Genomic DNA, 14,324 nt, shown 5'->3' on the forward strand with positions numbered 1-14,324 from the left:
TCATTTAACAACTAGGATTCTCTACCCTTACGACTAATGTATAGAATTACCCTATAAAATAGTATCGCTATAGAAAAGGCAAAAAAAAAAACCTGATATATCCGTTATGAAGGGTATATCAGGTTCTGATTGAGTATGAATTTTGTTGTTTACGATTGGGTAATCACCCAACTACTGGTTATTTGCTCTTTAATATTATTCAACACCCCTCCTCCTTGAGACCATTGGGTTTCTGTAAAGCCTGACAGCGCCTGGATCAACTGTTCAATTCCTGACTTATCAATCACTCCATTATCGGTCACCACATTAAATGCTTGGTTATTGTTCCATTGTTTTACGATCACTTTATCCTGTGTTGAACCTTTGAAACTAATATTCAATTGATTATTATCTTGTAAACTAAAGTGAACGTCATGCAGGCTAATGTTTTTCAACACTAACGCATCGCCCGTAGTATTGCCTGAAAGGCTATCTCGCCCATCTCCTGAGTTAAAAATAATGGTATCCTTGCCACTACCACTCACAATGGTATCATTGCCCTTACCTGCCTCCAGAGTGTTTTCACCCGCCACGGCAAACAGCTGATCTGCTTGGTGACCACCAATTAAAATATTGCGCTGGCTATTGCCAACCAAGGCATTTGTTGCCGTCGCACTACCGACTACATGTTGTACACCTTTAAGGGTTATATTGGCTTGCTTGCCTGATTCTTCGGTATGTAAGGTTGCTGCTGTCCTACCGGCTTGTCCATTTAAATCAACAGAAACTGGTGCTGTTTGTTGGCTTAAATCGATTGTGTTAACCCCTTTACCTAAGTCGATGGTACTAATTTCTCCAAACCGTTGTACCTTGAGGGTATCACTATAATCACTGCCATAGAAAGCCGTTTGATCTGACAGTTGATTATCTAACATCGTTGATACAAGGCCTTGATGATGACGGTAGTCAGTTTTAAGACTGTTACTTTCAGCAGTCAAATGAATGGAAGTCAGTTCGCTTCTGGGCGGTGCCAGATTAGCCATACCAGCTAAATCAGTAGCCAAAACTTCATTACCATCCGCTAAAATCAACGATAAGTGTTGATAAGCATCAGACAGATAAAAATTCTTAACCACAACTTCTGTTGTATTGGTTAACTCCAGTTGTCCTTCTTTGCTTTTTACCAGTAAATGTAAGTCCTGTCCTTGCCGAGCTAACTGCAGATTTTCAAAGGAATCAACCTGATCGAGCACCAAAATGTCATCACCACTATTGGCCTGATTATCAATAATTTTTAAACCACGACTACTAGTACTTACTTGATAAGTGTCACTACCCTCACCACCGCTGGCTATATCCTCACCTGCTGCGATAAATTTAATAATGTCATTACCTTTCTCACCATTTAATAAATCATTACCCATATTATCTATTAACGTATCATTGCCGTCTCCTCCTCGAACAATGCTACCGGCCAATCCAGCCGTTAACTGGTCATCTCCTTGACGCCCAATAAGTACTGATAGTTGATTATCGTCACCCTTTAATTCCGCTGCAGTGACTGTCCAGCTATTCGCTAGTTGGGTTTGTTGAGAATGATTTAAGCTAGCCGAGCCATTTGCCCAATCATTAGGATTAATGGAAGCTAAAGCAGGTATTAATTGATCAATACTGCGTTTATCGATTATCCCATCTTGAGCCACCAAATTAAAATGATAACTTGCTTGCCAGCGGACAATTTCAATTTGATCATTAGGCTGACCTTTAAAAGAAATTAATAAGGTATTTTTATCCGTTAACGAAAAATGCAGGTCATATAAGCTGATGTCTTTTAGTAACAACACATCATTGACAGTATTCCCATTGATAGTGTCACGGCCATCTCCTTTCCGGTAAATAATTTTATCTTGATCAGAGCCACTATATATCTGGTCGTTACCTTTGCCACCGACTAGGGTATTTGCGCCTTCCTTCCCATCAATGATGTCGTCACCAGCACCACCTAACAGCTTATTACCACCATTATAGCCTGTTAACTTATCATTCCCTGCTGTACCTATGATATTGGCAATATTGTTAATCCGAATTTCCTGTGGCTGATCCTGGCTGTCATCATAAACATAAATACTAGAACCATAGATCAATTGCGCATCAATATGGCTAGCAGCTAGTTGGCTTAAATCAAGGGTATTATTGCCCGCGCCTAAATCAATATTAGGTATCACTTTAAACGGGTTATACTCCAAAATCAGCTCACCAAATTTACCTACACTGGTCAAACTCACCACATCATCAAATGCAGTGCCTCTAAAGCGATCTGATACAAAACCATTGCTGTCTAATAAAACATTCAGTGCTTGTTGATGGCTACTGTAATCTATTTTTTCAGCTACACTTAACTCGGAGGCTTGACGATTTAGTAACCTTTCATCAATGGCGTCTGTTTCCAACAACTGTTGTTGCTGAGGTGTTAATGCTTTAGCTCCAATAATACGACTAATATTACCTAGCTCATCAACTACCAGTTCTTGTTGTAATCCTTCATTAGATACAATACTCAGATGACGGAAAGTATCACTGACAAAGTAGTTTTCAATCACTACTTGCCGATTAATATAATCCACGCCTCCCACTTCAGTGGGTCTAGGCAGCCGTGCATTTAATACTAGATTCATACCATCACGACGGCTGGTAATATCATTAAACCCAGCCCCGATGACCAGGTTATCGATTTTATTATCCGTTGCCTGGTTATTAATCGTCACTGTTCCCTCGAAGGCACCAATCACATAGGTATCATGACCATCATTGCCTTGCATCAAGTCATCACCACCGTAGCCTCGTAGAACATTAGCTTGTTCATTGCCAATCAGGGTATCAGCATAAGCCGTTCCTTCTGCGGATAATTGATAACGGGCGTCTAACTTTTTACCCTCACCCCACTGCCAGTCTGATAATTTATAGTCTTTTTGGTTGAGCGTTTTATGTGTATCAACTAAGAAAGTACCATTATTATTTTTACCATGATAATGACTTTCAGTTGCAAGCGTTTTTGATCCACCATAATCCTTCAATGAATACTCAATACCATCACGTGTCACCAGTACAAAGTCCCGAAGCGTTTCCCCACCTCTAGCAAGCGCATCATACACATGAAGTGTCGTATCAATAATATTTTCCAAGATAACTTGACGCCCATCACTCAATGAAACAACCAAACTGTAATCTTTGCGGCGATAACCTGCACTATAGGTTTCATTACGATAGCGAGTTTCAATAGCCGTTATTTCAGTAGCATCATAGTCTAAGAATACCTTATTAGTTACGGGGTTCTTGCGATCTTGGGCTTGTGGCTTAATAACGTTTTCTCCAGCACCACGTTCAATAAAATATCGAGCGCCTGCTGGTGCATTTTGGTGATCATCATCTCCTTGTAAAACAATTAACTGCGTTTTATCCAACTTTTCAAACTCATCCTGCTGATAGACACCCCCTTGATTGTTGCCATCAATCCGATTGTCATTAAGGTCTATCGTCACCCCGGTTTGCTGATTGAAATAGGTTCTATCCCCTGCTTTCAAGTAGCGGGTATGTAGCTGAATAGATTCTGCTTGATCAACGGCTAATGCTTGACGTTGTGCTGGTAAGTTAGGCATCAACATGAAGCCATCATGGGATTGGAAGCTGATTTGATTATTTTTTAGCTGCCACTGATTATTGTATTCAGTATAAATATCATGGACTGTCACTGTGCCAGCCTCTTTTAGTCGAATAACAATATTTTTATTAACCAACTGCCAATCAGCAATTTCGTCCAACGCAAATTCTAACCGTACAACAGAAGCATCTTGGCCATTTTCAGTAATGTGAACATCACGGGCATCTCGTTTTATCAGGTAAATATCCTGACCATCACCCCCATCGACTTTTGCATAATCAGACAAGGTAATGACATCATTACCACCCTTGGCAAATACCTGGTCACCTTTGTTGGCTAAAATACGGTTACTGTCGTTTGTACCAATAATATAATCAGAACCTGAGCTGGTCGCATCTCCATCTGATCCAGAGCCCAGTGTATGCTGAATATTTTTCAACTCTCCTATTTGTGGACCTTTGGCCTCATCACCGGTTTTTCCAGTGTTTTTTAACCAAACTTTACCTTGCTCCAAATCAATAATAAAACCTGAGTAAGCCTGTTCTGTGTGAGTGTATTTTCGGTAGGTTTGGGCATTAATGGTTAAAGTATTATCACCTCCTTGCCCATCAATTTCGAAGAAAATTCTATCCTTATAATTATCCAAATTATTATAAAAGTTTTCCATATCGGAGAAATCGACTGAAAACATAAAGTTATCATTCAAATTTCCACCTTTCAGGTTTTTCGCTCCTTTACCAAAAATAAACTCATTCTTTTTATTTGTTACACCAAAAACCGTGTCACTACCACCACCAATATTAAACAAAACGGCTTTTTCAGGATCTATATTGGCAGAAACTGCATTTTTTATACCTTGCAAACCATTTTGTGCAAAAATAACATCATCAGCGCCATTCACTTTTGGTTCTCGAACCGTTTCATAGCCACCTTCGTAGTGATATACCTTCACATCTTCAATCGCTACATCAATATCTCCATAAACTATAGTGTCTACAACATTACCTAGTTCACCTTGGAGTAATTCTGCGGAACGCTGGCGAGTTTGTTCAATCACATCATGCTGGGTTTTATTAGCTTTAAAGGCATCGGTCACCCATTCATCCATATCCTGGCCCCAAAAAGCCAGCCAGCCTTGACGTAAACGATGGCGCCAATCATCTAGCTCCGGTACATATTCCCAAGCATCTTCCACCTGTCGTACAGCCGAATAAATTTGTGCACCGACTATCAGCCCTACACTAATACCTAAACCAATAGGGCCCAACGCAGCACTACCTGTAAAAATAGCGGCAACTCCCAGACTTAATGCAGTCACAGCTCCCGCGACAGCAAAGCCCCCCTGCACATACAAATCCTGTCGTTGCTTATCAGTTAACCCTTCCCCTTGAGCATCAGAAAAGGCTTTAGCTGCAGTATAAATATCAAATGGCAATGTAATTAAGGCTGCCAATGCACCACCACTACGACCCAAAGCCTGGCCTAAGCGACTGGCCGATGAGGTTGCCAGTCGGCTGCTACTGCTAACCGAGCGGGCAATTAATCGTTGACTTAATTTAGGAAGACTACGATTTAAGGCTATTTCGGCAGGAATAGAGGCAATATTGGCTAATACACTACCAGTTTGAATGACTCCTTCTTGAATATCACCTTTTTCAAATGCTGCATCTGCGGCCTTAATACCAGAATAAATCCCCCACGCTTGCAACCCGACACCTGGTACCTGAGACGCAATCCCTTTTACACTAACCCGCGTCGTATTACCGTTTAGCTTATTTTGCAGTGTTTGGACCTGGCTATCGGTTAATGCTGATGGTGCTTTATCAATGTTATCAACGACCGTTTGTAGCCGGCTTGAGAGATCTCCATCAATTAATGCAGCAACCGGCCGATCCTGTAGCTGAGCCAATGTTTTGAGGATTTTCGCTCCTTCTGCAAAGTCAGCTTGAGGGGCAGTACTTAGAAACTGCTGTAATACCTCACTGTTAAATTTAAGATTAGCTACCCCCCCATTCACCAACCGATCAGCAGCGATAGGTTGGCCATTAATTTGGGCACCTAATAACCAAAGCTGAGTACGGCTCACTTGCTGACCATTTACTTTGAGTAGCCCTTGCTGGAGGTCTTGATTAGAGAGTCTTTCTAGTTCAACGGGAAGTGACTGCTGTAATTGCTGGGTTGCCTGAGCAATCCTGGCATCTTGATAAAAATTATCTTGAATCAACTGCACTTGAAACTGATTAGGATTAATTCCCAAGTTCAATTGTGCCGAATCAGAAAAGTACTGGTTTAAAAAGCTCACTACATCCGCTTTATTTTTAAAACCACTGACCCAACCCACCGCTGGATCGTAAAAGGATAATTTCCCCTTATTATTTGCTACTAAATACCGATGCCGGCCAGAACGAAAAATCAAAGACTGATCACCACCTGCCGTGGCTTTTTCTGCAATAGCGGCTACACCAAACTCACCCAGATTGACACGATAGTCCTTGTTGATCTTAGCTGCCTGAACAATGTCTGATTGTGCTTCGCTGTAACGTTGATAAGCCGCCGTTTCGACGGCACTGTTCTTATTTTGTTTGATTAATTCACTAACAAATCGACTTTGGCTTTTGCTGGCTAACAACCCTTTAACATCTCCCTCTTGATGTAAAGCATTGGCCATAGATAATACATCAGCCAGCAAAGTGTTTTGCTTTTTATTAACAGCTGGGGATAGCTCAACACTTAAGCCATGCTGCTTTCCCACGGAAAGCATCCTTTTTGACTGGTCAAAGGTATATTGAATTAATCGAGCATTATCAATATCCCGTACTTTTTGATTATTAGCAGCACTGTCATCAGCTTTTATCGTTTGATCAGCCACCTCTAAACTTTGACTAAATCTGTCGTATTGCTGGGCCGTTGGCGAACTGCCACTGCCTCTCAAATCACCTAATGAAGCAACAATATCAGATTGAATCAGGTCACTTAATGCCCCAGGGTTCGCTCTGACCCAATCGGCCACTTGATTACGCATCAATTGAATACGCTCAGTTGCTTCAGGCTTTGCAACCAGCTGAATCTGGCCAATTAAGGGTTTATCTGCACTAATCTGGTAATCACCTGGATTTTGCAGAAAATTAATGGCATGGAATAAACAGTCACCATCTGCGGGCATCGAATAAACCCGACCATTTCGACCTCGCACCAAGTAATGGTCACTATCTATCATATTGGTAGGTCTTGAATGAATCAACTTGCCACGCAGGTTACGACCACCGTGCAGCGTATCTACTACATTGCGTGTATGCTCAAGATCAAAGGTCACCCCCAATGCCTTAGCAATCGCTAAGGGAGCTACATCTGCACCGGCATAATTCCAGCGACCTGACTGACTGATTTGGTTAGCAAATGCCTCAACATGGGCAGGGATTTTTCCACCAGGATTAACACCCGGTGTGACTCCACTGACAGAGTCCACAAATAAAGCACCTGAACGCTTATCTAATGAAGGCTGATTATGACTAGTGTCGTATTTAAACGACACCGTCCCTAGTGACACACTTTCGTTGATCGTACCAGATGATACGGCTCCCGCTAGAATCACCGCACCACCCGAAGTGCCATGGCTTGCAGACTTACTTAAACTTACCGATTTAATTCGGATTAAATCCCCATGAGCTGCTGGGTTGGTTAACGACTCATTATGAAGCCGTTTTAACCACTGCTGGCCATTACCTTCCTGGTTAAACTGACGTACACCTTCTGTCGTCAGTTCATAACTAATAGAAAGACTACTGCCTTGTTTGGCTGCCTCTAAAACGGTTTCAACAGAGGCTTGAAGTTCACTATCCTGAGGGTTACGATTAATTAAGCCAGTTAAACGTGTTTTTGCTTCTTGTAATTTTCCACCCGCCAATGCGCCAGGGTCCAGAGACTCTGAAACCGTTATCCCTTTCACCCGCTGAGCGGCATTGCCTAATGCGGTATCTGCCTCAAATGACAAATTAATTGCCAAGCTATCGGATAATACAGTGAGGGTACGTATTTTCTTATAATAAGGCTCTAATGGCCTGACTTTGTCAGCATCTTCCTGACCAAACACCACACCGGAGTAAAAAGGCATAATGCCATAGCCAACGGTAGCACTACGACTACTGCTGCTATGAGCACCCTCTACCCCATTAGCGCCAGTGGTAGCTCCTGAAGCCCAATTCCCATTAACGGCTCCTTCAGCTCTCACGGGTTTTACAGAAAAAAGAAACTGTGTTCTTCCAGGTGTGTCCTCAAGTACCGCTAAAGCTGGTGCATTAACACCCCCATTGACATAAGCACTGGCAGATACCCCTACAACACTTTTTCTCGCAACAGTACCTGCACTATTGGACATAGCGCGGACATCCGTTAACGATAAATCGCCACCGGTTAATTTCGTAATAAAATCATCTTGATTCCCAACGGTGGTACCAAAGGTGGCAGAGCGAACCTGATTGCCCACAATGCCTGCACCTAATACCGCGGAAACAGATACACCACCGGCAACACCTGTACCCGCAATAAATTCAGCGCCAATCCCCGCTCCAGCATCGCGGCTATACGAAATAGATATACCTATGCTGCCGTCTGCTTTTTTATTAATGGTTAAGCTTGGCGCTATTTTCCAGTGACCTTTAGGCCCTGCATAAAGGGTTAAAGAAGCAGGGTTTAGATCTCTACTAATTGCCCTTTTCCCAGTTAAACTGACTTCTACCCCACGACTCCTTGATAATGTCAGACTTTCACCCACTGGTAGCGCCGCAATTTTATTTTTAATCGCCGCGACTAACGCCTCTTGGCCAGCCGATTTAGCTACACCAGTCACTTCTCGCCAGGCTTTTGATAATTCACTATCAGGGTTTTGTAAGTCGCCACTTAACCCTTTGACTGCTTTTTCCAGGTTATACATTTCAGGCAAACTACGGAAACCTTGCGCATAGGCTTTACTGATAGCACTATTGCGAGCAGCAGCAATATCGACTGTCTCCCCTTGATGCAGTTGACGTAAAGTATCTGCATTTTGCAATAATTTAGCTTGTAAAACGCCACCAGGTGCAGATCGGTCAACAAATACCCCTAAATCCAGGAGTTCATACATAAACTGACGAGTTTGCTGATCTAAAACAGGTGATTCAGCTAATTGAAAAATTAGGTTATTGGCATCAAAACCTTCCGCTTTTCTAACCCGCTGAACTTCTCCTTTTACTTTATTTAAAAATGAGCCATTTTCAGGACGTGTTAGTTCGTCGTAATTAATAAGTTGCTTAATTTCGGCAACAATTTTTGCATTTTCATCAATAACTGTTTTAAAACTCGTATCCGTATTACGTAAGGTGACTTTATTGCCTTGAAAGCTAGCATTGTTGGCAACAATTCGTTTTATTTCCTGATAAACACTGCCTGACCCACCTTCCTTGAACATAGGTCCATCTGCTTGAACAGCATTTTGAATTTTTCGCCACAACCCTTTTACACCTTTTTGCACGGGTGTTTTGATATGGGCTGCCATATATTCACGAATACTGCTTAATATTCTTCGGTTAAGTTTTTCTTTAAATAGCACAGTGGCAAATTTATCCGTTTTTCCTGATACGGTATGTCCACCGGGTAATAAGCCTAAAAAGGTTTCTGTCCATTTTCCGCCTGGCACTCGGACCACTTGTCCTTTACCTGGCAAATTGGGTCTTTGTGACGTTGCCAAGGCATTTGCCAACTCACCACTTTGAACCGTTGACCCAATAAAATAACCTTTACCATTGCTATCAATCAGTCGTATTAAGCCATCTTTTGCAGCCGTGGATAATTGCTTAAATACAGGAATTTCAGTGCCAGAGGCCTCAGCTGCGACCTTTGAAGAGAGCACTACTTTACCGGTCTGATCAAACTTTAATAGACCACCTTGGTCTGTAATCGCCCATAAACTACCTGAACTGTCGTAAGCAAGTTGTGATAATTGGCCTTCAGGATAATTACCCGCTAAAGGCTCAGGTAAACCAGCGCCCAGTAAAGTGCCATTAGACAATAAGATGGCTGTTTTTCCGTCACGTGCCACGGCTACATCTAATGCTTGGGTATTGCTGGTATGTTTATATACCTCTTGCGGCTGGGTCCATTGGCCTTCAGCAACTGATGTACTGTATACGTTGCCAGCCCGCACGAAATAAAGCGTTCCATCCTTACCAGCTCGCAGATGTTGAATGCCTGTTATGGGGTTACCATCTGGAAATAAAACGGCCAATCGCTGTGCAGGTTTATCCTGGCCATTACCTGGCGCTTCAATATAGCCCGTCAGCTGACCATTTTTATCTAAGCCAGCACCTAAGGTTATTTGCTGACCATTGTCCGCAGTGGCATGAAAGGTAAATGCATCACGCAGTGTGCCATCAACGGTTTGAGTGCTAATTGCAGGGTCTAAACGTTTTCCAGTAATTACATCTTCTTGTACTGGTTGATTATTTTCCTGAAAAAAGCCAAATACCTGGCCAGACTCAGAAATGACAACACTATCGTAACGATTAATGCTTTCTGTTTGAGGAGAAACGGCTTGCCATTGCAGAGAGGTGGGATTATGGCGGGCCAGCTCACCTGCCTGAAACTTCCACCAGACACCTTTATTATCAATAAATAATTGGTCACCCGCTTGTAATGGTTGTTCTAAGCTGGGAGATGCAACACGACTGATCTGGTTATCAGAACCAGGGGCTCCCCGTCCTATAGTACCGTTTTTGAGCACAAAAATAACAGCGTCATTACGGACAAAAGCATTAGTAATGTCACCATACACATTGGCTTTATCCCAAGGCTTAGCAAAACCATCCGTAGACAGCTGATATAACTTGCCTTCAATGAGCGCCAAAGCGCCTCCATTTACACCAGGGATTAACGCATCAACCTTACCTTTTACTGGCCATTTACCATCAGCAAATACTTGTTGCACTGGTTTAAATTTGGCTTTTAATTTAATTAGGCCAAAAGGAGTATGCTTTTTAGCATCTGAGCGCCAATACTCTAACTGGCCTTTATTATTCACTCGAAAATGAGTTCGATGCCCTTCCTGATTATAAGCATCTAATATGCCTGTATTACCGTAAACAGGCAGTCTTTTTAAAGATGAATTAATTGACTCTAATTGAGGGTTATCTGATATATTGAAGGGTGACTTATTAGTCGCTAAATCGTCGCTTTTTTTCTGAAGGTCAGTATTACTTACCTGACTATCAACATTTTTTGACAAATCAACAGACGAATGACTCGAAGAAGGTATTCGCATATATTTCCCCTAATGGTCACTATATTTTTTTAACGGCCACCTTCCTGTGCACTATTTCCTTTTTTATACTCTTATCTCATTATGCCCTTAGCGAATGCTTAAAACCCTACGCTTTGGGTATATATTCTTAGCGAATGACAAACCATTCACTTTAACTATATTCTGTTTATATTAAATTTTTCTTTATTAATTTTTTTAGTATTAAGCTATTTTATAATTTACTTAACAACTTCTCATATTTATTTTGATTAATGTATCATTTTAAGGCTGCCTTTGAGATCCAAAACACAGCTTATTATTTACTCACTTATATTTTATTTAATTTGACTATTAAACCAATTATGCCCTTTATTCACACAAACCAACACTCAACAACAGGTAAATAACTGTGAATTATATCACAACCCATCCACTCTAATAAGCAATAACACACTGAATTATAAAACAATAAAAAGCTAATTTATTAGTGCCTAACTTATTACATTATCAAAAGCATGTTTGCCGTGTGTCATTTAGTAATGACTATGTTATTGGCATGAATTGAAACAAGGAGGGATAAGGGAGTTGACCCGCTAACGAGTCAAAAACAAATACCAACGCTTTGAAAAACTAAACAGATAACGCAAAACTATCAAACGTCGGCATATTCATAAAGTGATAACCAGGCCTTAATGAATGACCCGGTTGCTTTCATCTTCTTCTGTTGTTGTCTCAGCCATAATACCCACCATATGGATACCAGCACTCAACATTGCTTTGGCCACCTCAATATAATTATCCTGTAAAAAGGCTTTAGCCTCTTCAGAAAATGATATTGTCACTAATGGCTTTTCATCAGCATCAGAACGCTGTAGTGCAATATTACCATCTGGCAGTTCAACTATCTCTAAATAAGAAGGCATCTACAGACTCTCACCATTATCGTTAGGGACAAGTATTTGATTCTACCATCTCACGAGCACTTGACAAAGCCATTATCAGAATAATCTGTCAGTTACCGTATATTTGCTGAAAAACCATACAGTGTTAGGGTAGACTAATTAAGCTTCTCTAATTACATTTTAATGATAGGAAATAATCACTAACCACCATTATTTTTTTGGTAAAACTGATCATAACAATAATTAGTTGCAGCAATATAACCATCAACACTACCACAATCAAAGCGTTTACCTTTGAATCGATAGGCTAATACACAGCCATCTTTAGCTTGCTGTAATAATGCATCTGTAATTTGAACTTCACCATTTTTACCAGGAGAGGTATTACGAATAATGTCAAAGATATCAGGGGTTAAAATATACCGACCGATTATGGCTAAACTGGAGGGCGCATCTTCAGGTGCAGGTTTTTCTACCATATCGGTAATTCTGTATAGATCCTCTCGAATCATATCGCCTGCAATAATGCCGTATTTTCCGGTTTCATCTGCAGGCACTTCCTGAATGGCTACTATACTACAGCGAAATTGCTTGAATAAACGTACCATTTGAGAAAGAACACCATCACCTTGGTTAATGCATAAGTCATCCGCCAGCAAAACTGCAAAAGGCTCATCACCGATTAAGGTTTGACCAGTCAAAATGGCATGACCCAACCCTTTCATTTCCTGTTGTCGGGTATAAGAAAAACTACACTCATCAATTAAACGACGAATATCGTTTAGCATTGGCTCTTTGTCAGTGCCTTTTATTTGATGCTCAAGCTCATAGTTGGTGTCAAAGTGATCAGCAAGTGCTCGCTTCCCTCGACCAGTAACAATACTAATTTCATTTAAACCTGCTGCCAGCGCTTCTTCTACCCCGTATTCGATCAGCGGTTTATTCACAACTGGCATCATCTCTTTTGGCATTGACTTAGTTGCCGGTAAAAAGCGGGTTCCATAACCCGCAGCAGGAAAAAGACACTTTTTGATCATTAGTTTATTGACTTCACTATTTGACAAATACTGCTCACAAAGACAAATCCTTTATTGGGATCGTCCATAAACGTCATCAAACCTAACTATATCATCTTCTCCCAAATAGCTACCAGACTGCACCTCAATTAACTCCAAAGAAATTTTTCCTGGGTTTTCCAGCCGGTGCTGCTCACCCAGCGGTATATAAGTGGACTCATTTTCAGCTACCAGATACTCTTTTTCTCCGCACGTCACCTTTGCTGTACCCTTAACGACTATCCAATGTTCTGCCCGATGATGGTGCATCTGTAATGATAAACTCGCTCCCGGTTTAACAGTGATCCGCTTAACTTGAAAGCGTTCTGCTTCATCAATGCCCTCATAGCTCCCCCAAGGACGATACACTTTTTTATGCAGCATATACTCAGGGCGCTGATGGCTTTTTAACTCTTCAACAATTTTTTTGACATCTTGTACTTTATCTTTATGAGCAACTAACACGGCATCATCAGTTTCCACCACTACCAGATTTTTTACTCCAACAGCAGCTAGCAAACGTTTTTCACTACGCAAATAACAGTTTTCAGTATCCCTTAATATCACATCGCCCAATTGGCTGTTTCCATGTGCATCAGAAGCGTGCAACTCGGCCAGTGCTCGCCAAGACCCCACATCACTCCAGCCAATATCAGTAGGAATGACTACGCCTTTATTAGTTTTTTCCATTACTGCATAGTCAATTGAGTCCTCCGGACAAGCAGTAAAGCTGGCTTTATCCAAACGTAAAAAATCCAAGTCTGTTTTAGCGTCATCAAATGCTTGCTTCGCTGCATTATAAATATCTACCGCATAGGCCTGTAACTCTGCTAGATAAGTCGCTGCTTTAAACATAAACATCCCGCTATTCCAAAAGTAGCCCCCTTCTGCCACATAACCTGCAGCTGTTGTCTGATCAGGCTTTTCAACAAAACAATCAATTTTATGGCCTGAAAAGCCAAGTGATTCAGACGCTTTAATGTAGCCATAGCCAGTTTCTGGACGGTCTGGAACAATCCCAAAGGTAACGAGTCGATCCTGTTGGGCATGTTGCTGACCATAGAGAATTGCCTTATAAAAGGCTTCTAATTTTTGAATAGCGTGATCTGCTGGTAGTACTAATAATATTGCTTCGCTGCTAAGCTGCATCGCTTTATGTGCAGCTACTGCAATAGCGGGTGCAGTGTTTCTACCTATAGGCTCTAAGATAATACTTTCTGCCGGCTGGGCTATTTGCCTGAGCTGCTCTGCTACCATGAAACGATGCTCTTCATTACACACCACAACAGGTGCCTCTACTTCCTTAAATCCTACCAATCGTTTAACCGTTTCTTGTAACAAACTGGCATCTGGATTAACCAGATTAAGCAACTGTTTAGGATAAAGCTCACGGGATAGTGGCCAGAGTCGAGAACCGGTTCCTCCAGAGAGAATCACTGGAATTATCATGAAATGTCCTT

General features: G+C 41.5%; 4 protein-coding genes. All 4 read right to left on the bottom strand.

The window, feature by feature from the left end; genetic code table 11:
* Positions 1–149 precede the first annotated feature (149 nt).
* Complete coding sequence (locus tag OQE68_RS26380) at positions 150–10,928, bottom strand: hypothetical protein (protein WP_180570082.1); 10,779 nt, start codon at positions 10,926–10,928, stop codon at positions 150–152.
* Positions 10,929–11,596: 668 nt separating this feature from the next.
* The gene (locus OQE68_RS26385) at positions 11,597–11,830 is read right to left on the bottom strand and encodes a hypothetical protein (protein ID WP_180570083.1); all 234 of its coding nucleotides are present in this window, start codon (positions 11,828–11,830) and stop codon (positions 11,597–11,599) included.
* 179 nt (positions 11,831–12,009) lie between these two features.
* Positions 12,010–12,846, bottom strand: coding sequence for a UTP--glucose-1-phosphate uridylyltransferase GalU (galU, locus tag OQE68_RS26390; protein ID WP_180570084.1), 837 nt, complete (start codon positions 12,844–12,846; stop codon positions 12,010–12,012).
* A gap of 51 nt (positions 12,847–12,897) precedes the next feature.
* The gene (locus OQE68_RS26395; protein WP_180570085.1) at positions 12,898–14,313 is read right to left on the bottom strand and encodes a mannose-1-phosphate guanylyltransferase/mannose-6-phosphate isomerase; all 1,416 of its coding nucleotides are present in this window, start codon (positions 14,311–14,313) and stop codon (positions 12,898–12,900) included.
* Between the last annotated feature and the right edge of the window lie 11 nt (positions 14,314–14,324).

This window comes from Spartinivicinus marinus, assembly GCF_026309355.1.
Lineage (GTDB): Bacteria > Pseudomonadota > Gammaproteobacteria > Pseudomonadales > Zooshikellaceae > Spartinivicinus > Spartinivicinus marinus.